The following is a 21,333-nucleotide window of genomic DNA, read 5'->3' as shown; positions in this document are numbered from 1 at the left end:
CTATTAAACCTTAATTGCATTACTCTCGAACTTGTCTATGAAACGTTTGATTTCATTGTATTTTGCTCCTTCAATTAGAAATATTAAGGCTAGCATTCCAAATAGAATTGGCCACGCCATCATATTGAAAACAACTAAATATTGCTTCGAGGCCATCTGACTTTCATAGATTTCAATAAATGAATTGATAAATAGAAACGGCAGAAGAGCTAAAATTACAAATACAATATAACCAGCAGCAAAACCAAATACCTTTAATCTGGAATGAGGATGGTGAATTTTTATTATCTTGCCATTACTGTTTTGGATTAACTTCACTTTGTCTTTGAATCGAATGTAATCTTTAATCCATCGTTCCATATCACTGTACTGATAAAAAAATAAGACCTCAAAGTACGTGATTTTCTTAGTCATAAATAATTGCTGAGCAAGTCGGTCCTTAACTAAATGAGAAGTTTTCGATTGATGAATTTCCTCAAATCTTTCAGCAATTTTTACATCTTCTTCAAATTCATCTTTCGTGTGTTTCTTTGATAAATGACGATTGTTCCAAAAGGCAATTACTAAAGGGCCAATAATCGAAGCAAGTACTGTTAGTGTTTTTAAAATAAGTTCCATATTATTTTTAATAAAAAATGGTGCCTTAATCTAATACATATAATCAGTTCATTAAAGCTCTCAATTTATAAACCATCACCCCTTCAATCATCTCTATCGAAACAACTTCAAAAGAGATTCCTAAAGGTAGCAAGACACCTTCACCAGCATTCAACTTTTCAAGATCAATCCCCAGGCCACTCGCATTTTCAATCTGAATCATGATGTTTGACTGACCTGCCAAAAGCATTGGTGCATCCAATGTCACCACCTTACCCACTTCAAGTGAAGCTGCGTAAGCCAGTGTGGTTGTGCCGGTAATAACGTCTGAGGTGTTTTTAGCTACAACATGAATCGCTTCCATATCCTGAACCAACCATTGCTTAAGCACTTGGTCAGCCTTGGATGAGGTTTTGCTATTCAAATAGCCTGTAATGGCCTGGTCATTGCCTTGTACGTAATCCAAGAAAGTACGAATAGCACTTGGTCGAATCGAAGGATCTAATGGAATCACTGTATTGGCCACCGTATCGAATAAGTCCCGAGTCTTATCATCCATAGGAGCAAATAAACTCGTAAGCTTTTTCGATGCAGTCCATTCAGCCTTGATAACTTCTTTCTGCTCGAATAGGTATTCCTTATCTAGTACTGACACATTGATCTTTTTATCAACCAACGCTTCCAGATCACCAAATTGCAAAGGATGCGATGACCAGTCCAATGCCTCAGCAACTTCTGGCAACTTATCCTCCGGGGTAATACCGTATTTGAGTGCCTGAGCCTCTGTGAGTGCGATAACAGTACAGCGGCAACGGAATCCTAATGGCGGATAATGTGTCAGCCAAAATGGGTGATCAATCGGCAATACAATTCGATTCAATGCCAAATGTGCTGGGCGTACACGACTATCATCGATAGCCGAATACATCAGGTAAGGACGTTTGGCTTTATTTCGATTCTGCTGCTGCCATCGCCCATGACCATAAGCACTTTGGATATTAGAACGAAATACGGTATCTAGATAATGCTTAGGTAGAATGATCTCTGATTCTTCAATCAACTTCTGAAAATCGTTAAACGTTCCACCATTGGCCAAAGTCCTATTCAATGACTTAATCACTGTCTCAACTTGCTCAAGACTCGATAGAAAGCTCACTGTTGTCGCCATCTGCCGAGTCTTTAAGTCCATTGAGTAAAACTCATCAGGTAGCACAATCTTTTTGTCATGCGCGTACTGAAGCGCTTCAAGGAATGTGACTGGTTGCATCTATTTCCCCTTGGCTGCTGTCGCATACCCCAATACATCTGCAGCATATAAAGCCTGATCTAAATTGGCCTTAAACTGAGATTCAGATACAGACGGAATCAACTGCATTAAATTGAATGCCAGGCCTTCGGGACTATCCGACTCAGCAACAAGCTGCTTAATCTGCTCATTACTTAAAAGCTGCAGATCCTTTTGGCCATCGGTTAATTCCTCAACTTCTTGCTGTTCAGCTGAAAGTTTATTGGCCTGGGCTTTAAAGCTAAATGCATGTTTGGGTATAGCTGAGAATTGGGTGTTTAGAAAAGGTTGGTTTGACTCAGCGATATCACCATCCTGAAGCCCGTACTCACGCTGAAAATACTGTGGCGTTAGGTTTGCACCAGCATTCTTAAGATGAGCATCACGCTCGGCTTGATCCTTATTGAGTGGTTTAGGTTTTTCACCGAGCATAACCTCATACGCACCCCAACCATTTAGAGCGCATAGCGCATTCACCACTGCTTGCAAAGTAGGCGTAACCAGTCGAATGTCAGATTTGAGTTTATCCATCCTTACATTTTCATGGACTTGACCTAATGCCCTACTACCAACACCATCAGTCCCACTAGTAAGTGTTTGCCCTAAGATGACTTTTTGAATCTGTCGTACAAGCTGATTATTGAAAGACTCAAACGCAGCTCCAGCAGTACCACTCGCACCAGATGTACCCAGTACCTGAACATCGTCTTCAGCATCGATCGACAATACACTTTGAGCATGAGCATTTAATAATGCTCTATTCATGTCTTCAGTTTCGGTATCTTTACATTTACCTAAAAGAATTGGCGTACCAAAACGCTCTAAGAATTTAGCCCAAAATTTGAATCCATTCTGCTTAAAGAAAAATAGCCAATACAGTGTTGCTAGCAATGCTTTTCCATAAGGTTGTTCATATGAAGCTTTACGACGCGTTAGGAAGAATTTAAATACTTGATCGACCTCCTGCTCATTAGCAGTCCCTTCCTGACGGTAAATTAGTCGACCATCATTTTTAGGTTCAAACCATTGCATTGGCTTTTCACCAATCCATTCCAGGCCGATGTAACCCTCTGGTTTAAGTTCATAAACAGCTTCTTGAACCGAATAGCCAAAAAACAAGGCATTCAAAGAACCGGCTGCAATCTCATGAAACCATTCTTTGAGAACAAGTGTTAATTTTTCGGCCTCATCTGTATCGCTTGGTTCAACTCTTAGCGGTGTAGCCAGTAGTGCATCTATGCGAGTCTCAACCGCCTGGGCAACTTCATCATCATCTAGCAATACTCGTAATCTGTGACGTGTAATGCCAGCCTTACGAAGCACCTCATCGGTATCTGGTTGCTTGCCAAAATTAACTAAAAAACGCGTTACCGCTTCTTGAGTGTATAGGTTGCCAAGAGACAAAGCCTTCTTTGACGCTTTGTCTTTTTTAGACTTTGCCATGTGTTTTCCTTATCAATAAGTTCGACTACCTGCACCAGCAGGTTTTTTGCTGCTTCGACCCTTAATCAATGGCTGTAAGCCATAGCGAATACCATCCATATGATGGTTGTTGAGATCCAAAATATCCGGCAGTACATCACCTGCACGATTGACCTTGTATGAATACAACTTGAACTCTCTAGCTGTTTCAGGGCAATCAGGGTGAATAATGATTTGCTTGAATTTCTTCATATACGTCACACCGTCTTCTACAGATCCAGGCCATTTGTCTGCTGCCTTAATCTTGAAACCTTGGCGTTTCATATAGCTAATAGTTTCAGGTCGCGAATTATCAGCTCTGATTTCGTGAGTACGTACGCCCGGCACTTCATCAAAAAGTTTCGGAAGATGATCAATCTCACAACCCACTTGATGAGCTTCATTACGTATATAGAGAATATCGTCATGAATAAAAATACGGTTTAGTGTTGTTGGATCTTGTGAGAACCCCCAATCGGAACCGTAGTACACTTCTGTCCAGTCAGCATCAGGTTCAAACTCATCAACCACATAACGACCAGAGAAGATAATGGCCTGGCTAAATTCAAGGTAAGCACCATGCCAAACATGCTCAAACATAGGCCATGCATTTTCATCACCTGCAGCCTGCATCCTAATTGCACGCTTACGATCTTCCTCGTATTCGTCCAACAGTGTTTGCGGAGCAAATGGGTTGTTGTTGATGTTAACTTCAATAACGATGGAGTCTTCAGGTGCAAACTCACCACGTAGAAAATCATCTATAGGGTCGTCTTTCGATTCGGGGTTCCATGTCGCCCAAATTTGTGACCCCTCAGCACGCATTGTTGGACGTAATAGTCTGAGGGATTTTGCTGAAAGCCTATTAGCTTCTTCAATCCAAGCTATTTTAAAACCCTCAAGGGATTTGATTGAATCAGCTGTGTGGTCTTGCATACCCTGAAAAAGAATTACTCCCTCACCACCCTTTCGCTTGATTAGGTCACGTTGCACATCAAACAGATGTGATACGCCTAGAGCCTTAATCTTGTCCTCAATAAGCTGCTTACTTGAGTACTTAATCGATTTCTGAATCTCACGAATACATACAGCGCGAAGATCTTTATCAATGACGCATTCCTCTACCAGCTGCTCACCTACAAAATGTGACTTACCTGATCCACGCCCCCCATGAGCACCCTTATATCGTGCTGTCTTAAACCAAGGTTTTGACCAACGTGGAGTTTTGATTCTAAGCTCCACAGTGGAATCCTTCTAATCTATAAACTCTCGAATAACTTTGATTTCCAAGTCAGCACCATCTTTACCAGTGTGCTCCTGACGAATTGTCCTGCCATCAGTTTCTTGATGTGCAAGCTTTAATAACTTTTGTTTTGCGACTTTGTTCTTCCCAGAGTCGTCATACATCTTTTGGATTTCTTTCAAGCGGTAGAACTTGTTCGCAATTGGAATATCGATTAATCCTGCATCGAAATCCTGACGGGTTTTCTCAAACAATTGGACATATTTCTTGCTTAGGTTTTTCCCACGTCGCTTGGTTGGATCGTACAAAGCCACCTGAGATCGATCGAGAATCAGGTCAAACTCTTGCTTCACAAGATCCGCGACTTCTTGAGGGGTGTCACGGCAAGCAAGAGACTGAATTATAAAAATTTTCACAGGCTCTTTAAGTGTTGCCATAAATTCCTCTTTGTGTCGCTACGTGTCGCAAGATAGGCAAAAAAAAGAGCCTTTCGGCTCAGTTAATCACACAGTTTCCGCAACACGCTGCAATGTTTGTCTCCGATACAAATGGAGCATTTTTAGCAATATTCAATAGTCGTTGTACTGAGCTATCGATTCCGTGCTGACGTATTTCACCAAAGAAAACTTCAACATCATGGCCAGCTAAGTAGTGCTTGGGTAAGCCAGTTACATCGCTATAAATGATCTCACCGTCTTCATCGCGCTCAACCCCAATGTGGTAAAGCTCATGTTCAATCAAACGGCAGAATTCACGATCAGAGGTTTGCTCACAAAATGCAGCATCAATCGTGATTAAGTACTGAGGTACAAAGCCAAACCAGTCTCGCATTTGTTGTTCTTGACGAGCTTTCTTCCACCCACCTTGGTTAAACATCACTTTTTCACATTGACCGAGTACCATGCGCTTTTTAGCCATTGCAGCAGACGATGCCCACGCAAATGCCAAAAACTCTTCACTATCATGAATCAGCTCAGCAATATGGTCATGGTCTGGATTATGCAAATCACTACCCAAGGTTAACCAATTCTGCATTACCCAGGCCTTTAGATCCGGAGCTGGCGCTAGACGTATAGCGTCCTCTTCCCCAGCTTGATCAATCAAGTCTGTCGGTGGGAATGGTCTGATCTGTTCCATAAAGCACCCATAAAAAAACCCACAACTTTGGGGAAAATTGTGGGTATTAAAATAACAGGTATTGGGGAATACTTATTCCGAGTATTCTGCTAGGTTTTGCTAATACTTGGAATGGTAAAATATACCAAACGATTAAATTTAATCAAAAGCATGTCTCTTCAAATTCTTTAGCCACTGCGATGCAAGATTAGCCTCTATCTGTAGTGGGCCAGACTCATCTATCTTGTATCTGCTAGCCGATTCTAAGCGCACAACGGTGTATCCCATATCAACTGCGACATCATAGCGATCCATGCTCCAGCCTTTATTTGCTAATTTTCCGCTGCGACCACCAGACCAAGGTCCGCCAGATATCTCAACTAAAATTCGATGCTCAATTAAATGAAAATCAAAACGCCAGTGTTTGGTCGTTTTAAAATGAAAATATTCTTCGTACTTGATTTCCATTCGATTCAATATTTCTTTCAATCGATCAAATGCTTCCAAGTACCTTTCCGAAGCTTTAGGTAATGGCTTGGTGCGGAGTTTGAGCTTGTATGGCTTTTTATTGGTTAGAGCCTTGTATTTTTCAACGTCCATAATTTTGAGCTATAAAAAAACCTCCAGAAGGAGGCTGTATTAATTTTTTAGCTTAAGTTTTTCAATACTTAATCTACTAATTCTGCTTCCTGCGCTTCAACAATCCCATCATTTAATTCATTTTTTATATGATCAGGCATATCTGGGAAAAATTCGTTAAAATCATTATCTGTGATAAATCGATTAAACGCTAAAACACGCCACTTATTGTCATTGATATCTCGCACAAAAATATGATCAATTAGCATAGCTTCAACCACAACAGTTCCTGAAGTATTTAGACTTTCTCCTTCATCTACCTCCACCTCAAGAAATGCCTGAACTGGCACCACACAAATTTCACCAGACTTACTTAAAAGATTAGCTTTAGATGGTAACAACTCATGGATGTAAGGATTTGAAGAATCTTTGACATTGTGCTTAGCAATTTCTTTAATTCTTTTACTATATTCCCTTCTACTTATCCATTCATTGTTACTCCAGGAAGGTTTTGCAAAAGACAAATGCTTATCTACCCAAAATTGCTTATCTGGATGATTTTTACTAAATATGTATGTGTAATCATAATGCTGAATATAGTCATGTATATCATCTATACCACCAGTGTTCTCAGCATCTGACTTTTTCTGAATTATTTCTTTAAATAATGGGTAACTGTTTTCACAATCTAAAGTTGTAGCATTGGCAAAAGCAGCTAAACAACTAACAAGACCAACTAATATTTTTTTCATAAATTTATAACTTATAATTTGCAGGTAAGAAATCAATGTACATCAATTTTTAAGCTTAAAATTTGTTCTGAGTTATTAATTAATATCGATATTGTCAACAATACTCGAAATAATATCTTTACTTGTATTAACAACAGACTTTCCTGCTTCTACCAAGACTTCGATCACATCCACCGGGTTTGCGTGACCTATAGTATCAACAATAGAGTTTGATTGATTATTTTCTTGCTGAGGGTTTTGTTCAAGCTCGTTGTTTTCCAAAATATTACACCCTTCTTTTAAAATTAAAGCCCACCATTTGGCGAGCTTTTAAACTTAGTGAATTACTATAACTTCGTCCACTATAACAGAAATATGCCATATCGCTTGTACAGGGTCAATATCACTCTTGAAAACAGTCTCTAAAATTTTTAGCAGTCTGTTTTACATTTTCAATAACTCTTTGATCACCAGTGATAACAGCTAGCATATATGTAGCCAGATGCATTAAATTGTTTGACTGTCGAACGATCGTGAATACAAGCTCATCGGGGTAACCATTATTACTTCTATAAACAGCATGCACTCCCGAATGAACAAAAGAGTTTAATGCTTTCCAAGAAATTTCTTTAAATTGAATTAACATTTCAATCGCTTGTTGAGCTGGTGAATTTGCATTTTTAAGCTCAATAAGCATTTTAGAAATAGAAGGCAATTCCTTATTGTTTCTTTCAGCCCTTTCATTACTCAATTCGCCAACAATTAAGTCTAACTGCTCATCATTAGCTACGTATAATGACCAAAAGCCCTTTACCAAAGCCTCATACTGTAGCCTAAACAATGCAAATGCAGAGGTATTGCACTTCGCATGCGCAATTAAGAATCTTAAACTTGCAGCATGCTCCATTGAAATGAATCCCAATGAGTCCGCAGCTTTAATCTTTGGCGAATTGTCGTACAATGGAGTTGACGTAATTGGAAAGATAAATTGCCCTTCCAATAGATGGGATGATTTAAGCAAGCCTGCAATAATGTCCTCATTAATTTCCATTAATACCCTTTTTACAACAACCAAAAGACATATAAAAATTAATAACTTATTGCAGTAAAGTCAAATTCTAATAAACCCATACCGCACATGTAACGCCGCCAGGCCACACTTAACATCCATGCGAGCATCCATCTGTGTACGTTCTTCATTTGCCATAGCAGACCATGAATTCCCATAAAAATACCGACAAATGATGGCATCAAGCCATTCATCCAACACCTCTGACTGACCTTGCATATCCAATATTAAACGCTGCACTGCGCGAGCTTCATTGTCATCAATCTGACAAGTTATTTTAGTGCGAGATAACTTTGGCTGAGCTTCAGATAAGAAATGAGCGGCTATAATTTCTTTCTTTTGCTCTTCCGTAAGTTTCTTGATTTTCTGCTTCACTACGGCCTGATCCATAGCCACTGCAATAGGATTGACGGTTTTCCCACAAGTACCTGACACAGAATTCATCCAAGCCCCGAACTGGTACAGCCATCCCTCTAAATCAAAACGTGTCCAATCTACCGACTGCATAATTGTTACCGCTGCATTCATCCCAAATCCCCTACCATCTTCTCAATCTGCTGAATTGCTAAACCTGACTTCACTTGCTCTGTACTAAATCGTATTACCTGATAACCCAGCATTGTTGCCGCGTTATATTTCTCCATATCACCGATAAACCCTTTACCCCTTGTATGCCTTCCAACACTCCAAATACCACCTTCAACCTCAATCAAAATCATTCTTCCCTTTAGGTGGAAATCAGCTCTCCATTTACGACTCGGGTGGAACCTAAACTCTTGCTCGAAATCTATCTTTAATGCCTTGAGCTCCAGCGCCAGTTTCGATTCAAACTCATTGGGTACCTTTTGACTTTTAACCTTAGGTCTCTTGGTACCTCTTTTAGGTTTGGCACCCCCGATCATTTGTTTGTATTCAGCAATTGAGTAGCTGGTCACTACTTCACTCCAAATAACTGCTTTGTTTTTTCAGTAGCGGTATAAGCACGTTCTGCTTGCTTGCCATTACTCTGTAGATATCCAGCTTCAACAAGTTTTTTAAGATGTAAATTTAATTGGCAACGGCCCCAATCAGTCACGTTTTCCTCAAGCTCTAAAGCAGTCACCTCAGCAGTAGAAAATGCGATGTATACAAGTACGTTTTTAATCTCTTCAAATTTTTTAACGAATGAGGTGTTCATGAAGCACCTCCTACACGTTGATCTTCCCAATTGCATTCCACTGTGACCAGGCCATCATGTTGAAAACGAGACCAAAGACGATCACCCAGATCTTTTTGCAAATCCTCAATTGTCATATTTGAAATCAGCATGGTTGGTTTGGCCTGGTCATAACGTTCGTATAAAACTTTGTGCACCAACTGAAGTCTATTTTCATGACGGTCGTGCAAACCGTATTCATCTACAATCAGCAAGTCATAGTCAGCGAAGCGCTGTACTGCATTAGCCTCACTGTCATCGGCTTTTTTCCAAGCATTCGCAATTTCGTTGGCGATATCTTCAGATGTGATGTAACGAGCGTACTTACGATTCTCCAAGACATTTCTAGCAACGGCACACGCTAGATGTGTTTTACCTGTACCAGTACGGCCAACCATGATTAAATTGCGTTTTATGTCTTTCTTGAAATCACTGGTAAACGACATACATTGCTGCTTTGCATTCATCTGTCCGTTATTGCTAATCACATAGTCTCTAAAGCCATTGTTTGCATGACGAGCCGGTAACTTAGCTCCTTCAAAATGCTTTTCACGAACCATGCGATTTACCTCAATCTCGTGGTCCTGATGGGCTTTATTCAATATTTCAGTTGCACATTGCTTGCAAATTGCAGTACGACCAACTATGACTTTTTGAGCTCGGTGTGTTTCACAGTATTCAGAACTCAACTGGATCTGCGCATTTAAAATTGAGGCGTTCATAGCAGTCCTCCACAGTCGATATCACTTGCAGGTGCATACTGCTGTACTTCACCCCAAGCATCATTTACGTTTCGAGAATTTTGTTTTTCAGTGGTATGGTTTTTCGTTTTTGTTGCTTCACGTTCAGCTTTGGCCAATTGTTTTTCAAATTCCTGAAAAATCCATTGTGCAAACTTGCGAAGTTTTTGGTTGTTCGTGATCTGGTGATTATTTTCGTGGTGAGCGTTGAAGTTCCCAAGATGGAATTGAAAATCTGCCATGCCAAGAATTTCAGAAACTCGTTGAGAATATTTTGTGGTTTTCAAAGCGAATGCCAGCTGCTCAAGATCTGGTGCCCACGAATCCACGTTTTGATTTTCAACGTGCGCGTTACTGTGTGTGTTTATATCTGTTGTATTCTCTGTAGGAACGAATTGCGCTTTTGTTTGCTCCCGAACTGCGCTTTCGTCAGTTGGGGAAATTACATTTTGTGAGTTCGCCAAAATCATCTCTGAAAGCCACTCGTCAAAGCGTTCTTCGTTAAATTTGAAGTACAAACGATGATCTAAACGCTTGTATGTTTCTGAGATTAAACCTAAGGCAACAAGCTTCTTTCGAGCACTCACTTGTTCTCGATATGACAAGCCAGTTTCTTCCTCAATTTGCTCAGAAGTCTTGTACACGCCTAATGGGCTATCAGTCTTATCCGACCAAAAAACCATTTGGCCAAGAAAGATTCCTGCCTTCACACAGCCGATGTATTTACCCAGCTTGGGGAAATAGGCAATAGGTTGCCCTGTGCCACGTAGTGACAGAATATGGCTCATTCAACCACCGCCTTAGGGTTTAAATAAGCCCCTACACGCATGCCTTCACATTTAAGTTGATCAAGCATGTCCTCTATGCCAAATTTATTAGCTTGATCAATAAGATACTTAAGTGTTTCAGTATCCATTTCAACAAGTTGGCCGCATTCGTTGTGCCTACCCAAAGCTACCAGAATTCTGTCTTTTTCATCCTCCTCAGCACTACCAATAAATTCGAGTACATCGTCAATCTCGATTTCAATATCTACATAAGTGGATATGTATTTTTCTACATTCGTCATACACCACCTTCATTAATCCATATAAAGCGTCCAAACATCAAAATCATTTCTGAACGCAGTAAGCTTGAGATAATTTCACCGGCATACCAGGCCGAGATCCGATGTTGATTGGTGAGCATTTCGATAAACTCATCACGTGTGACTGCAGCATTGGCTTCATCACGATTAATCTTGCGTAAGTTGGCCTTACGAATATCAATTAGTCCATTTAAGGTGCGAAGCGCTGGGTCATACCAACTCTGAACGCCTTGCAGGTGTTTATGCTCAGGCTGCTTTTTAATTGCCTTGTTGGTGATCATGGAACCTCCGCAAGCGCTTGTTCAGCAGTAGTCAATCGACGTTTGGCCAAGACCTCTGCAACTGTTGCCGGTCGCACTAGATGGCTCAGTGAAAAGTTGTGATTTCCATCCAGTAGTACGCCATCACTCTGTACTTTGTGTACGGTCATCAAGTGGTCTGGTTTGATTGGATCAGTGAAGACCACGACGTCGCCCGATAGGTAGTCGGCATTTTTGTCTGTGCGTATGCCTTTGTTTTGTGGTAAATTAGATTTCATATTCATATGTGATTCCGTCATATTTTGAATTGGAAGCCTGATGTTCGAGATCAGGCTTTTTTATTGCTCGACGCATTTGTTTATTTGCATTTCTAGCTCTGCCAAGATCTCGTGCAGCATGTGAATGACCTTTGACATATCTATCGCTTCACCACGAGTGATCCGACCGTCTGCCATCATTTCTTTGAACTGCGCACATATATCCCCACCACCCATTCCAATACTCAGTACTAGGTCTGTGAGCGCTGTATCTCGACATTCGGGTATGCATGGCAAGTTGATGGCCACTTTTCCGTGTTGAGCATTCAGTCTTTGCAGAATTCGGTAATCCCCTGTCAGCTCCATAAGTTTTGAAGCCTCAAGCAAGGTGATGTGGTGTGTTTCCGTATTGGGATTCACTTTACTGTTCAGTACCGCAGGGCTTTTTATGCCCATTCGTGGCGCTAATGCATTCGCTCCACCTTGGTAGTCGTGAACAGTGTTGTAAGCAGCATCCAATATGTTCATATCGGTGTCCTTTGAACGTGGTTATTGGAGGGCTGGGTTATTACTATTTTTAGTAGAACGAATGAAAGTCCAATTAATGTCTGGGCGCAATTGCTCAGCTTTAACTTTAGATTTAGTTAATTCTTCGATTGGCAAACAACGTTCTTCAGGAATTTTATCGAAGTTCCATTTACTTAGAGCCCAAGGTGTTATGCCTAATCCACGGGCTAATGCAGACTTATTGCCAGCAATTTTTATCGCTTTTTCTAAAGCATCTTTTGGAGTTGACATAATGCACTCATTAAAACTACTTAAAGTAGAAGATAATATACTACCTAAAATAGAATTGGTGCAACTAAAAATACGAGGTAAACTTCTACCATTGGTAGAAAATGGAAAGAAATCCAAAGTGCAGACAGCAAAATATCTTGAATTTGCATCAAGACTTAAAGGCCTTATGGATAAGGAAGGATCTCCTATTACAACTGTTAATCAGTTGAAAGATGCTATTGATGTGACGTATGAGATGGCTCGTAGATACACGCTTGGTATTGCAAAGCCACGTGAAGAAAAAATGCAAATTCTTGCTGACAAATTTAATGTTGATATTAGTTATCTAGATCATGGCACTGGTTTAGAACCAAATGTAACGGCCCCTTTTCCAGTTGCAGGTCGATTAGTTCCAGTTATTTCATGGGTGCAAGCTGGCTCATGGACCACTGTAGATTCTGTTCCCGCAGGTACTCAGTTTGAAGAATGGTTACCGCCGAACCCTAAATGCGGAAAGAATGGCTATGGTTTGGAAGTTGTTGGTGAGTCAATGCTCCCCGACTTTCGGCCTGGCGATAAGATTTATGTAAATCCTGACTTTCAAATAACAGATTTAAAAACAGGTGATTTAGTTATTGTTTCTTGCCAAGGCGATAGTGAAGCGACGTTTAAGAAGCTTATTGTCGAGAGCGGGAATATGTATTTGCAACCTTTGAATCCCGACTGGCCAGAGAAAACCATTGCTTTAGAAGATGGTTGCAAGTTGGTTGGGAAAGTTGTTGGGTTGTATAGGGATGTTTGATTTTTAATAAATTGGGGGTAGAAATGGTAGAAACAGCATCTACTGCAAAAATTGCAGAAATAGAATCTAAAAAAATGTTGAAGTTTTTTAAATGGAAAACTTACTCAGATACTTTGGAGAATACTGACTATTTATGTCAGGATGTAGAAAGACACTTCCCAGATGGACAATATGATAAACACCCACTTGATCTAGTTTTCTCATATATTCATCCGTATACAGGTAAGCAAATCTTTTTTTACAGTGATTTAAAAAGTTATAGTTGCCCTTCTCTAACCCCCTCAAAACTTAGAGAAGCCTTAAAATCACTTGGTCAATCAATTGCCTGTGCAAGAGACAATGAGCAATGGCGTGTAGATTTTTCTAATCCAGATTTTAGTGGTGAAGTTAGAGGATTATTATTTCTATTAAATTATGATGGAGATTATTCTCAAGACATTCTTCAGAAATTAAATGTTGTGGCTAAATTTGAACCTGAAGCGCATAGAGGTGGAAGATCAACACTAAATGTAGAAAATTTACACATTGATCCTAATCAATTTGTTCATATTATGGATCCAACTGTAGTTGTATATATGCAGACAATCATAAAGGATCTGAATGGGCTTAGAGGATCACAAAAATTTCCTTTAGGTAGTAAAAATTATTATTTTTATTACCCTAATTTGGAATTACATAGAACACAAGGTGAGGAAATTGAATTTCCAGCTACTGTTGAGGTTTTGTGTGGACCTTATCTCATAATAGGTAATTTTGCTACAGAACAGGAAAATCACGATAGTGGTGAGCCAATAAAATTTAAACCTGGTTTTATTGTGTACTATAGATTGGATGGGGGGTCACATGAGGAGTTTTTATTTTTAATAGATCAACTATCTCGATATCAAATGTTTAATAATCAGAAAAAAGTAAATATTAGACAGATTCATTTAAACCCAGATGAAAATGCTGAAAAGAACTTTAATAATGCTCTAATTGAATATAATAAAACTTGGAGTGTTAATGGATTAAATCCCATTTCAGATGGCCAGTTAACATTTAATCAAATCGTAAACCTAGAAAAGAAATTCTTACCGTCACCTTTAAATGGGGCTAGAGATCTCTCATGAATTTTTCAAGATTTTCATTTATAAACCCTAATGATATTGATCTTTTCGGGACTCTTAATAGAAATCGAGCTTTAACTAATGATGAAGTGGCATATTTATTTGCTAAGCGGGGAATTATTTATGGGAAAAACACATCCCGTGAATTATTAGCAAAAGAGTTTTCATCATTTTTTCATTCAAGCTATGACTATCATCTCATTGAAGCCTCATTAGCGACAGAGAATAAACGTAGTGCTGCCGTTTCCGGCCTAGTTATAGATAACCTTGACAGCCTTAACAACAGGCAAATATTGGGAAAATTAGATGCACTTGAAACAAAAATAACACAAGATATTGAAAAACAAGAAGAAATAGATATCGACAAGGTTATTTATAAGAGAAATGGTACTAAATCAAGACAAATTACCGTTAATTATTCTGTTTATGATTTTACTAAAAATGCCTTTAATCGTAGAGAAAGAAAAGAGGCCTCAATTTATATCAAACCTGTTGATGGTTCAAACTCACTTTATGTGGAATTTCCAAACACAAAGGAATTAGGGCAATTAGTTGAATCACAGGTTATTGATGCAATTTCTGACTCCTTCTCAAAACCATCAAAAACTAAAATCGAATTGTTAGGAATAACTGATAATATTCTAAGGAAACAATTTTTTGATACTTTAATTAGAGACATTTCTGAATTTGATTATGATACTGTGCTAGATATTTATGTAACAAAGGAAAGCTCATCTACAGATGATCCTCCCAGCATAGTTACTTCAGTAGCCTCTATTAGAAAAGCATCTTTCAGTGGGCATGGTTTAATGGATGTGCCAGAGTTAGACACGCTTTTAGCTAAAGGTTTCCATATTTATAGAGTTATTTGGCAATCTCGTTCAGTTGAAAATGATGAGGATATTTTTGTTTTTGAGGCAAAGTTTTTACAACCTGATGAATGTACAGGATTCTCTTATTATCTTAAAGGTCGTAAAACTAATAATGATAAAATTGAACAATGCTCGTTGACTGAAACTATGAAAATGAACCGAGAGATCTATTTCGCTGCTATTCGTAGTTTAAATAAAATCACTTCTACCGAGGTGTGATATGCATAAAATATATCTGTATAAAATAAAAATCCCCAAAGGCATTGGAAACTTACATCTGGCCCTTGAAAACTTTGAGGACAAAAAATTTTCATTTGATATAACTACTTTTAATAGCCATTTATTAGAAGTTAAAACTTATGAAAAGATACAAAATAAAATTACTTTTTTTTCGCCTGATGGTGAAAAAAAAGTAATTGAATATGAAAGTTATCAAAATATTTATTTTGCAATATTTAAAAGCCAGGAAGAAAGTTATTTAGCACTTTCAAACCCACCAAGATCTGTACGTAATTTTTTTAATTTACTATCACAAATTGTAGGGGTTGGTTATACAATCGAAGCAGTAATAGTAAATTTAAATGCCGCTTCTCAATATTTTTTTAATAAATACCAATGTGATATAAAATATATATCTGTTGAAAAATTAAGTATTAATCATAGATCCTATGCAAACTTAGAAATTTTTTCCACAGAAAATGCAATATCAGATTCTGAAGATTTAATTGCTAATCAAAAAATTTTAATTAATAAAGTAAGCTTAAATATTAAAAATTTAATAAAAACTATTGACTTAACAGTAAATAGGAAAGGTTTTTTGCAAACAAAATGTTTCGACAAATCTCTTTCTTTAAATGGAAATGAAATCTTCAACTATATACATGAAATACTTTTACATCGAGAAAGTTGACCTGATAAACCCACTCATTAAAGTGGGTTTTCTTTTATCACGTGCCCTACTAGACTAGCCACAACTTAGAAGAATTTGAACCTATGGAAACCATCTCATTTTTATGTTTAATCACTTTTGGAATTTTTGGCTGCTATGAGCCTGAGCAGCTAGGTCCTGAGCGTGAACAATTACTACTGGAGTATAAAGAACTTGATTCAAAGTTTATGTGGTATCAAGCTCAATTGGTGGGTCCCGCAACAGAAAATGAGCTTCGTAAGCAAATTATTTGTAGTGACTTCCCTACTGCATATGAACAAGAATACAAACCTTTAATGATCAAGCTTGAGGGTACTCATGAAACAGACCATTCTAAAGATCTAATGAATGCTTTCGACTCATACAAATCGAAATATAATATTCAATGTAACTAAGGTTTAGAAGTTAACGTTTGTTGGCCATTTCCGGCATCAGTTTTTTCTATCTTAGGATAAAGATCGCGTTCTGCAGCGTCTAGTCTTGCTTTGGCATCAGCGATAACTTTTGCATAATACGCATCAGATGTTCTTGCTTTAACTGCATCACAATTTATTTTTTTCTGGCAATTGTCGTATTCTTGTTTGGCTATGCTTGCTCTTTTCATAACATCATCATAATGCTTAACAGCTTCATACCATCTAACTTGCACATTTTCATCAAAAGTTGATTGATCAGCATTCGCATGACACGTCATCACTGTTGTACAGCCAATCATGATTAAAGAGTAGAATTTGAACATAAATACTCATATTTTTATTAGGGACAGTGAGAGCTTAGCATAGCTTCATCTAACCCACCCCAGCAGAGGTTTTTTATTATCGAATAAGTACACAAACAAACTTAGCTTAAAGAGCTAAGATCAAAGAATAGACGTAAAACATAAATAATCACAAAAAGCCGTTCCAGTGCGCTGTTTAGTGAAACGACTTTTGATAATCTATTTTTGTCTTTATAAGATCTCGAAATTATTGTATTAAGTTAATTGTGGCCCCCCTTTAAAATACTGAACCTTACAATTATTCTAGTTGATCATCTTGACTTGCTTCTTTAACTTTTTTCATAAATCGAGAACCCAAAAAACCAGCTAAAGCAACGCCTGCAATGAGTGGTTGAACTAAAGCCCCAATATTAGTTAAATCATTAGTGTTAGCGTCATTCTTACTAACTATACTGTGACCTATAAAGGCTAAACTCTCCCCAGCAACTCCAATAACATTTACCTCGTTATTTTTTAATGCCTCATCTAGAGCATTAAAAACCTTGCAAGGCTCTACACTGTAGAAAGCACAGAGTTGATAAACCTGAACAACTGCAAATCGAGATCGACCATTTTCCATATTTGAAATAGCTTGCTTTGTTACTCCTATAAACAAAGCAGCTTCATCCTGAGATTTTTTTTTATCTTTTCTAATGTTTGAAAGAATTAAACCAAGTACAGCATCTACAGATGTATTAATTTCACTATTCATAACTTAAACCACAAAATAATTTATCAATTATACATCAAAAGTAAATTTAAATAATAAAGTACACTAATATTGTACTTTATTATTTGGTATGGTATAAAAAATATTCTACAAAAGAGGCTGCTCAAATGAGTTTTTTTGATTCCTTGCAATTTCATGTGTCAAATTTGCATTGCAAAATCTATGATTTAAAATGTTCTATTAAAGATGCCGCATGGTCTGCGGAAAAAAAAATTTATAAAACAATCGATTATACTAAAGAAAACCCTGTAAAAAGTACAGCCATTGCGACTACAACTGTCCTTTCAGCTGGTGTTTCATATATATACGCCCCTACTATAGCAGCAGTTATAGCAAAATCAGGCGTTTTAGGAAAAACAGCAACAACAGGCGCTGTAATTAGTAAATTAACCGGAGCTCCTTTAGTTAATGCTTCATTAGCAAAAATTGGAGGTGGTGCTATTTCTATTGGAGGTAAAGGTATAGCTGGTGGAAAAATTGTAATAGCTAGTACAACAGCTGCAACAACAGCTGGTAGTACTGTAGCAATAACTAAAATAACCAATGATAAATAATATTATTTTTTCCATTTAGCAAATTTACGAACTCTAATCGGAAAAAAATTTATAGCCTTCAACCCACCACTACGGTGGGTTTTTTTTGCCTACCACAAAGCAAAACTATTAAAAGTAGAAAATAATTCTACAAAGTATTGACAATAATTCTACTTAAAGTAGTATTCATCTCATCAGACAACAAAAAAGCACACCAGACCTCTTAACTCCTGATGTGCTTTGCAAACTGCGAGATAAGTATGAACAAAACCTTAACCCCTTTCAATAGCCTCAAGGTAACACTTGTCGCTGCAACCGTAACAATCGGTGCATTGGCATTCGCTTATAAGCCTCATGCTGCCAATACTCAAGCACTTCACAAAAGCATTCCTGAAGTTACTACCGTCGCAGCAATGGAACTCACTTCTAAAACTTCAGGTAGTGCTGTTATCCGTTTAGATAACTTCACCCTAGACGTAAGCTTTGACTTTGAACCATTTGAGGACAGTTACGGCGTACCCGGTAGTGAATTTGATACCGCTGAAATTACCCAGCTCTCTGTAGACCACATCACCGATGAATACGGCAACCCATTCCCCGACTTCACGGACTACAACGACCACCGCAACATCAATGAAATGTTGGTGCAGCACATGATTAAAAATCGTTTGTTGGGAGAAGTGTGATGACTGTTTTCTTCAAAAAAGCTGAACGTAAAAATGCAAAGTTACGCCTAGCATTAGCTGGTCCAACAGGTGCAGGCAAAACTTTAGGTGCTCTTCTGATTGCTAAAGGAATGGGCGGCAAAGTAGCTGTAGTTGATACTGAAAATAGTAGCGCTGAACTCTATGCAGATGTTATGGATTTTGACAGTGCTAACCTACAACCTCCATATTCCCCTGATAAATTCATTGCGGCAATTCAAGCTGCAGAAAATGCAGGTTACACCACTGTTATCTTAGATAGCATCACACATGAATGGTCAGGTGTAGGTGGCTGTTTAGAAATGGTTGATGCTCTAGGCAAAGGTAAATTTAAAGGGAATACGTGGGGTGCTTGGAGTGAAATTACCCCTAAACACCGCAAATTTATTGATGCCATGCTTCACTCGAGTATCAACGTGATTGTGACCATGCGCAGCAAAATGGATACCGTGCAAGTTGATGCAGGTGGCGGTAAGAAAAAGGTCGAGAAGTTAGGTCTAAAGTCTGAACAGCGTGATGGCATTGAGTATGAGTTCACTACTGTTTTAGATATTACCCATGGCGATAACTATGCAGTAGCTACAAAAGATCGTACTGGCTTATTTATTCAACCTGAACAGATTACCGAGCAAACAGGTGTCAAATTAGCTCAATGGCTTTCCTCAGGATCCGCTGATTCAACTATCAACGGCAATCAGTTTTTAGAACTTGAGCAACTCATGACAGAAGCTGGCATTGATATTGATAAATACTGTGCAAAGCGAAAACTAAATAGTCTTCAGGATGTACGTCAGCAAGTCTTTGAGGAAACCTGTGCAGGCATCAGAAGAGTCATTGAGCAAAAAGCCCAGGCCAACCAACAATCTGAGCAGCAATTACAAAATGAGCATGAAGCCTTACTAGAGTCAGATTACCAAAAAGCACTACAAGCTATTCAAAGTGCTCAAGTTGCAGCAGATCTAGAATACCCTGCTGGATACTTTAAGGGCACTAAATATGAGCAAAATATTTTGAATGCATGTCAGGCAAAGGCAGATATGGAGGGTTGGTCAGCATGATAATTTTAAATAGTCAAAATGCATACGATGCACTAATGGCTGGCAAACATGTTATGTGTCGCCCAATTGGTGACATGTTAGATTTTAATGACTTGGATCAATTTCCAGCGACAATTTTTGCTAAAGAGGGTTATGAGTTCTGCATCAAAATTGAAACTATAGAAGTTGCAGGTATCACCTTTACTAAACCTCTTAAGCTGGATGAAGTTCAGGTTGATGATGATATTTATATTGTCCAGGCCAGCGGTGAAATTCATCACTATAAATATGTGGTATGCCATGAAATTTTGAATCAATCGATTGCTCGAGGTTTTGCCCAGCGTGATTTGGAAAATGCAAAGTTACAAGCCGAAGCTTTTTGTAAGCTATTTGATCGTGTATATCGTGCATCCAATGTTATTGAGATACCGGAGCAATCTAAAAAACGAACACGTAAATCTAAAATTGATGAGTCGGATAAGGTTCAAAATTCAACTTCAAATGATGTGGAAGAAAAGACATCAGAGCAATCTACAGTTGAAGAGATTGAAACAGATCCATTGAAACTGGTTGAAAAGTTCACTATGCAAATTAATGCATGTACCACCAACGAAGCAGTCTTGGCATTACGTCCGGTGTTCATGGCAAATGGTCATTTAGAACGTGAACACACTCAGCACCTATGTAAGTTAACTAAGGTCAAGCTGCTTGAACTAGATCCTGAGCAATATACACCTAAGCCAGAACATACCGCTGATAACTTGAGTGTTGAAGAACTCAAACGTTTGCAGGTTGAAGCCGAAAAGTTAGTAGCGGAAAATAAGTTAGCTAGTGAATCAACAGATGATGAATATCAAAATCTTTTAAAAGATCTACTAAGCCGTGCTACAAATGCGAAAACACCAAGGGAAGCCACCGCCCTTACCGGCTATACACGCAACTGGACAGAAGCACAGCGTAAACCATTGTTGGATGCTATTCATAAGCGCCTACGTGAGCTTGCACCTGCAGAAGCTGAAATTAAAACTCCCCCTTCACTGATGGTTCAGATTCAGAATGCACCAGACTTAACTGCATTGGATGCTTTGGAAATTGATGTTTCCGCGCGTAGTCCTGAAATACAACCAAAGTTAATGGACTATGTTAAAAAGCGTCGCTTCGAGCTGGAGAATCAAGCAAGTGAGGTGAGCTCATGATTTGTCCTAAATCATTAGTCCCGGCCTTCACAATGTTTTTAGCAAGTGATGGATATCAATGCGTAATTAATAAAATTGTTGGTGAAGCTGTTTTCACTAAAGCAAATAAGCCTGGTTTGAAGATTGATAATGCAGGAAACATGAATGGTGCCGCTCAAAAGCGTTATGAGCTTTTTCTTAAATTATGGCTCAAGAATGGCAAAGAATTTATTCTTCGCCTTCAAGCCCAGGCCCTTATTTTGAAGGTGGTGTGATGGATCCCAACGGCGAA

32 protein-coding genes are annotated in these 21,333 nt (G+C 38.5%); 10 read left to right on the top strand and 22 right to left on the bottom strand.

Annotated features, from left to right (window positions below; all coding sequences use genetic code 11):
- Positions 1-3 precede the first annotated feature (3 nt).
- From FTU13_RS05080 to FTU13_RS04985, 20 genes are all read right to left on the bottom strand, one after another.
- Positions 4-618 carry a hypothetical protein gene (locus FTU13_RS05080; RefSeq protein WP_180128179.1) on the bottom strand — a complete coding sequence of 205 codons (615 nt, stop codon included), beginning with the start codon at positions 616-618 and terminating at the stop codon, positions 4-6.
- 43 nt (positions 619-661) lie between these two features.
- Positions 662-1,864: a phage minor head protein gene (locus FTU13_RS05075; protein WP_180128181.1), complete on the bottom strand. Its 1,203-nt coding sequence runs from the start codon at positions 1,862-1,864 to the stop codon at positions 662-664.
- Entirely contained in the window at positions 1,865-3,325 is a 1,461-nt protein-coding gene (locus FTU13_RS05070) for a DUF935 family protein (RefSeq protein ID WP_180128183.1), read from the bottom strand.
- Positions 3,326-3,337: 12 nt separating this feature from the next.
- Positions 3,338-4,585, bottom strand: a complete 1,248-nt coding sequence (locus tag FTU13_RS05065; RefSeq protein ID WP_180128185.1) for a PBSX family phage terminase large subunit — start codon at positions 4,583-4,585, stop codon at positions 3,338-3,340.
- A 12-nt stretch (positions 4,586-4,597) separates the two neighbouring features.
- A complete protein-coding gene (locus FTU13_RS05060; RefSeq protein WP_180084059.1) occupies positions 4,598-5,023 on the bottom strand; it encodes a DUF2280 domain-containing protein in 426 nt (141 codons plus the stop codon).
- 58 nt (positions 5,024-5,081) lie between these two features.
- Complete coding sequence (locus tag FTU13_RS05055) at positions 5,082-5,723, bottom strand: putative metallopeptidase (protein WP_180128187.1); 642 nt, start codon at positions 5,721-5,723, stop codon at positions 5,082-5,084.
- A 138-nt stretch (positions 5,724-5,861) separates the two neighbouring features.
- Positions 5,862-6,302: a hypothetical protein gene (locus FTU13_RS05050; protein WP_180128189.1), complete on the bottom strand. Its 441-nt coding sequence runs from the start codon at positions 6,300-6,302 to the stop codon at positions 5,862-5,864.
- A gap of 68 nt (positions 6,303-6,370) precedes the next feature.
- A complete protein-coding gene (locus FTU13_RS05045) occupies positions 6,371-7,033 on the bottom strand; it encodes a hypothetical protein (protein WP_180128191.1) in 663 nt (220 codons plus the stop codon).
- A 75-nt stretch (positions 7,034-7,108) separates the two neighbouring features.
- Positions 7,109-7,294, bottom strand: a complete 186-nt coding sequence (locus tag FTU13_RS05040; protein WP_180115709.1) for a hypothetical protein — start codon at positions 7,292-7,294, stop codon at positions 7,109-7,111.
- 121 nt (positions 7,295-7,415) lie between these two features.
- On the bottom strand, positions 7,416-8,063 hold the full coding sequence (locus FTU13_RS05035; protein WP_180128193.1) for a hypothetical protein: 648 nt from the start codon (positions 8,061-8,063) through the stop codon (positions 7,416-7,418).
- A gap of 60 nt (positions 8,064-8,123) precedes the next feature.
- Positions 8,124-8,609 (bottom strand): hypothetical protein, encoded by a 486-nt coding sequence (locus tag FTU13_RS05030; RefSeq protein ID WP_180128195.1) that lies wholly within the window; start codon positions 8,607-8,609, stop codon positions 8,124-8,126.
- Positions 8,606-9,016 (bottom strand): hypothetical protein, encoded by a 411-nt coding sequence (locus FTU13_RS05025; RefSeq protein ID WP_180128196.1) that lies wholly within the window; start codon positions 9,014-9,016, stop codon positions 8,606-8,608. Before FTU13_RS05025 ends, FTU13_RS05030 begins: the two co-directional genes overlap by 4 nt.
- Entirely contained in the window at positions 9,016-9,258 is a 243-nt protein-coding gene (locus FTU13_RS05020; protein WP_180084044.1) for a hypothetical protein, read from the bottom strand. Before FTU13_RS05020 ends, FTU13_RS05025 begins: the two co-directional genes overlap by 1 nt.
- Positions 9,255-9,998: an ATP-binding protein gene (locus FTU13_RS05015; RefSeq protein ID WP_180128198.1), complete on the bottom strand. Its 744-nt coding sequence runs from the start codon at positions 9,996-9,998 to the stop codon at positions 9,255-9,257. Before FTU13_RS05015 ends, FTU13_RS05020 begins: the two co-directional genes overlap by 4 nt.
- Positions 9,995-10,804, bottom strand: a complete 810-nt coding sequence (locus FTU13_RS05010) for a hypothetical protein (RefSeq protein WP_180128200.1) — start codon at positions 10,802-10,804, stop codon at positions 9,995-9,997. Before FTU13_RS05010 ends, FTU13_RS05015 begins: the two co-directional genes overlap by 4 nt.
- Positions 10,801-11,085: a hypothetical protein gene (locus FTU13_RS05005; protein ID WP_180128202.1), complete on the bottom strand. Its 285-nt coding sequence runs from the start codon at positions 11,083-11,085 to the stop codon at positions 10,801-10,803. Before FTU13_RS05005 ends, FTU13_RS05010 begins: the two co-directional genes overlap by 4 nt.
- Complete coding sequence (locus FTU13_RS05000; protein WP_180128204.1) at positions 11,082-11,384, bottom strand: hypothetical protein; 303 nt, start codon at positions 11,382-11,384, stop codon at positions 11,082-11,084. The genes FTU13_RS05005 and FTU13_RS05000 overlap by 4 nt, the downstream gene beginning before the upstream one ends.
- Entirely contained in the window at positions 11,381-11,647 is a 267-nt protein-coding gene (locus FTU13_RS04995) for a hypothetical protein (protein ID WP_180128206.1), read from the bottom strand. Before FTU13_RS04995 ends, FTU13_RS05000 begins: the two co-directional genes overlap by 4 nt.
- A 54-nt stretch (positions 11,648-11,701) precedes the next feature.
- Positions 11,702-12,148 (bottom strand): phage regulatory CII family protein, encoded by a 447-nt coding sequence (locus FTU13_RS04990; RefSeq protein WP_180089401.1) that lies wholly within the window; start codon positions 12,146-12,148, stop codon positions 11,702-11,704.
- 21 nt (positions 12,149-12,169) lie between these two features.
- A complete protein-coding gene (locus tag FTU13_RS04985) occupies positions 12,170-12,418 on the bottom strand; it encodes a Cro/CI family transcriptional regulator (protein ID WP_180128208.1) in 249 nt (82 codons plus the stop codon).
- 1 nt (position 12,419) lies between these two features.
- On the opposite strand from FTU13_RS04985, the gene FTU13_RS04980 reads away from it, so the two are divergent.
- The 5 genes from FTU13_RS04980 to FTU13_RS04960 all read left to right on the top strand — a co-directional run bounded on the left by FTU13_RS04980 (position 12,420) and on the right by FTU13_RS04960 (position 16,500).
- Positions 12,420-13,199 carry a LexA family transcriptional regulator gene (locus FTU13_RS04980; protein WP_180063588.1) on the top strand — a complete coding sequence of 260 codons (780 nt, stop codon included), beginning with the start codon at positions 12,420-12,422 and terminating at the stop codon, positions 13,197-13,199.
- 23 nt (positions 13,200-13,222) lie between these two features.
- Positions 13,223-14,308, top strand: coding sequence for a hypothetical protein (locus FTU13_RS04975; RefSeq protein WP_180161099.1), 1,086 nt, complete (start codon positions 13,223-13,225; stop codon positions 14,306-14,308).
- Complete coding sequence (locus FTU13_RS04970; protein WP_180127970.1) at positions 14,305-15,396, top strand: hypothetical protein; 1,092 nt, start codon at positions 14,305-14,307, stop codon at positions 15,394-15,396. Before FTU13_RS04975 ends, FTU13_RS04970 begins: the two co-directional genes overlap by 4 nt.
- Position 15,397: 1 nt before the next feature.
- Positions 15,398-16,087, top strand: a complete 690-nt coding sequence (locus FTU13_RS04965) for a hypothetical protein (protein WP_180127968.1) — start codon at positions 15,398-15,400, stop codon at positions 16,085-16,087.
- An 83-nt stretch (positions 16,088-16,170) separates the two neighbouring features.
- Complete coding sequence (locus FTU13_RS04960; protein WP_180127966.1) at positions 16,171-16,500, top strand: hypothetical protein; 330 nt, start codon at positions 16,171-16,173, stop codon at positions 16,498-16,500.
- Here the strand turns inward: FTU13_RS04960 and FTU13_RS04955 are convergent.
- Together FTU13_RS04955 and FTU13_RS04950 are read right to left on the bottom strand one after the other, a co-directional pair.
- Positions 16,497-16,844, bottom strand: a complete 348-nt coding sequence (locus tag FTU13_RS04955) for a hypothetical protein (protein WP_180127964.1) — start codon at positions 16,842-16,844, stop codon at positions 16,497-16,499. The genes FTU13_RS04960 and FTU13_RS04955 overlap by 4 nt on opposite strands.
- A 277-nt stretch (positions 16,845-17,121) precedes the next feature.
- Positions 17,122-17,574: a helix-turn-helix transcriptional regulator gene (locus FTU13_RS04950; protein ID WP_180127961.1), complete on the bottom strand. Its 453-nt coding sequence runs from the start codon at positions 17,572-17,574 to the stop codon at positions 17,122-17,124.
- Between the two features lie 125 nt (positions 17,575-17,699).
- On the opposite strand from FTU13_RS04950, the gene FTU13_RS04945 reads away from it, so the two are divergent.
- The 5 genes from FTU13_RS04945 (at position 17,700) to FTU13_RS04925 (ending at position 21,316) form a co-directional block, all read left to right on the top strand.
- Positions 17,700-18,146, top strand: a complete 447-nt coding sequence (locus FTU13_RS04945; protein ID WP_180127959.1) for a hypothetical protein — start codon at positions 17,700-17,702, stop codon at positions 18,144-18,146.
- Positions 18,147-18,457: 311 nt separating this feature from the next.
- A complete protein-coding gene (locus FTU13_RS04940; protein ID WP_257226735.1) occupies positions 18,458-18,811 on the top strand; it encodes a hypothetical protein in 354 nt (117 codons plus the stop codon).
- On the top strand, positions 18,811-19,887 hold the full coding sequence (locus FTU13_RS04935; RefSeq protein WP_180127955.1) for an ATP-binding protein: 1,077 nt from the start codon (positions 18,811-18,813) through the stop codon (positions 19,885-19,887). Before FTU13_RS04940 ends, FTU13_RS04935 begins: the two co-directional genes overlap by 1 nt.
- Positions 19,884-21,062 (top strand): hypothetical protein, encoded by a 1,179-nt coding sequence (locus FTU13_RS04930; protein WP_180127953.1) that lies wholly within the window; start codon positions 19,884-19,886, stop codon positions 21,060-21,062. Before FTU13_RS04935 ends, FTU13_RS04930 begins: the two co-directional genes overlap by 4 nt.
- Positions 21,059-21,316: a hypothetical protein gene (locus FTU13_RS04925; RefSeq protein WP_180127952.1), complete on the top strand. Its 258-nt coding sequence runs from the start codon at positions 21,059-21,061 to the stop codon at positions 21,314-21,316. The genes FTU13_RS04930 and FTU13_RS04925 overlap by 4 nt, the downstream gene beginning before the upstream one ends.
- The last annotated feature ends 17 nt before the right edge of the window (positions 21,317-21,333 follow it).

This window comes from Acinetobacter sp. YH12064 (assembly GCF_013419735.1).
Taxonomy (GTDB): Bacteria; Pseudomonadota; Gammaproteobacteria; order Pseudomonadales; family Moraxellaceae; genus Acinetobacter; species Acinetobacter amyesii.
The sequence above is the reverse complement of the archived record's forward strand: the minus strand, read 5'-3'. Positions and strand labels throughout refer to the sequence as shown.

What these genes read in the sequence shown, in the direction of transcription:
- FTU13_RS04930 (WP_180127953.1), top strand. Translation starts at nt 19,884, where the DNA reads ATGATAATTTTAAATAGTCAAAATGCATACGATGCACTAATGGCTGGC.
- FTU13_RS05060 (WP_180084059.1), bottom strand. Translation starts at nt 5,023, where the DNA reads ATGGCAACACTTAAAGAGCCTGTGAAAATTTTTATAATTCAGTCTCTT.
- FTU13_RS04995 (WP_180128206.1), bottom strand. Translation starts at nt 11,647, where the DNA reads ATGAATATGAAATCTAATTTACCACAAAACAAAGGCATACGCACAGAC.
- FTU13_RS04970 (WP_180127970.1), top strand. Translation starts at nt 14,305, where the DNA reads ATGAATTTTTCAAGATTTTCATTTATAAACCCTAATGATATTGATCTT.
- FTU13_RS05055 (WP_180128187.1), bottom strand. Translation starts at nt 5,723, where the DNA reads ATGGAACAGATCAGACCATTCCCACCGACAGACTTGATTGATCAAGCT.
- FTU13_RS05035 (WP_180128193.1), bottom strand. Translation starts at nt 8,063, where the DNA reads ATGGAAATTAATGAGGACATTATTGCAGGCTTGCTTAAATCATCCCAT.
- FTU13_RS04925 (WP_180127952.1), top strand. Translation starts at nt 21,059, where the DNA reads ATGATTTGTCCTAAATCATTAGTCCCGGCCTTCACAATGTTTTTAGCA.
- FTU13_RS05075 (WP_180128181.1), bottom strand. Translation starts at nt 1,864, where the DNA reads ATGCAACCAGTCACATTCCTTGAAGCGCTTCAGTACGCGCATGACAAA.
- FTU13_RS04945 (WP_180127959.1), top strand. Translation starts at nt 17,700, where the DNA reads ATGAGTTTTTTTGATTCCTTGCAATTTCATGTGTCAAATTTGCATTGC.
- FTU13_RS04985 (WP_180128208.1), bottom strand. Translation starts at nt 12,418, where the DNA reads ATGTCAACTCCAAAAGATGCTTTAGAAAAAGCGATAAAAATTGCTGGC.
- FTU13_RS05010 (WP_180128200.1), bottom strand. Translation starts at nt 10,804, where the DNA reads ATGAGCCATATTCTGTCACTACGTGGCACAGGGCAACCTATTGCCTAT.
- FTU13_RS05080 (WP_180128179.1), bottom strand. Translation starts at nt 618, where the DNA reads ATGGAACTTATTTTAAAAACACTAACAGTACTTGCTTCGATTATTGGC.
- FTU13_RS05030 (WP_180128195.1), bottom strand. Translation starts at nt 8,609, where the DNA reads ATGAATGCAGCGGTAACAATTATGCAGTCGGTAGATTGGACACGTTTT.
- FTU13_RS05015 (WP_180128198.1), bottom strand. Translation starts at nt 9,998, where the DNA reads ATGAACGCCTCAATTTTAAATGCGCAGATCCAGTTGAGTTCTGAATAC.
- FTU13_RS04990 (WP_180089401.1), bottom strand. Translation starts at nt 12,148, where the DNA reads ATGAACATATTGGATGCTGCTTACAACACTGTTCACGACTACCAAGGT.
- FTU13_RS05050 (WP_180128189.1), bottom strand. Translation starts at nt 6,302, where the DNA reads ATGGACGTTGAAAAATACAAGGCTCTAACCAATAAAAAGCCATACAAG.
- FTU13_RS04950 (WP_180127961.1), bottom strand. Translation starts at nt 17,574, where the DNA reads ATGAATAGTGAAATTAATACATCTGTAGATGCTGTACTTGGTTTAATT.
- FTU13_RS05070 (WP_180128183.1), bottom strand. Translation starts at nt 3,325, where the DNA reads ATGGCAAAGTCTAAAAAAGACAAAGCGTCAAAGAAGGCTTTGTCTCTT.
- FTU13_RS04955 (WP_180127964.1), bottom strand. Translation starts at nt 16,844, where the DNA reads ATGTTCAAATTCTACTCTTTAATCATGATTGGCTGTACAACAGTGATG.
- FTU13_RS04980 (WP_180063588.1), top strand. Translation starts at nt 12,420, where the DNA reads ATGCACTCATTAAAACTACTTAAAGTAGAAGATAATATACTACCTAAA.
- FTU13_RS04965 (WP_180127968.1), top strand. Translation starts at nt 15,398, where the DNA reads ATGCATAAAATATATCTGTATAAAATAAAAATCCCCAAAGGCATTGGA.
- FTU13_RS04975 (WP_180161099.1), top strand. Translation starts at nt 13,223, where the DNA reads ATGGTAGAAACAGCATCTACTGCAAAAATTGCAGAAATAGAATCTAAA.
- FTU13_RS04960 (WP_180127966.1), top strand. Translation starts at nt 16,171, where the DNA reads ATGGAAACCATCTCATTTTTATGTTTAATCACTTTTGGAATTTTTGGC.
- FTU13_RS04935 (WP_180127955.1), top strand. Translation starts at nt 18,811, where the DNA reads ATGACTGTTTTCTTCAAAAAAGCTGAACGTAAAAATGCAAAGTTACGC.
- FTU13_RS05045 (WP_180128191.1), bottom strand. Translation starts at nt 7,033, where the DNA reads ATGAAAAAAATATTAGTTGGTCTTGTTAGTTGTTTAGCTGCTTTTGCC.
- FTU13_RS05005 (WP_180128202.1), bottom strand. Translation starts at nt 11,085, where the DNA reads ATGACGAATGTAGAAAAATACATATCCACTTATGTAGATATTGAAATC.
- FTU13_RS05000 (WP_180128204.1), bottom strand. Translation starts at nt 11,384, where the DNA reads ATGATCACCAACAAGGCAATTAAAAAGCAGCCTGAGCATAAACACCTG.
- FTU13_RS05020 (WP_180084044.1), bottom strand. Translation starts at nt 9,258, where the DNA reads ATGAACACCTCATTCGTTAAAAAATTTGAAGAGATTAAAAACGTACTT.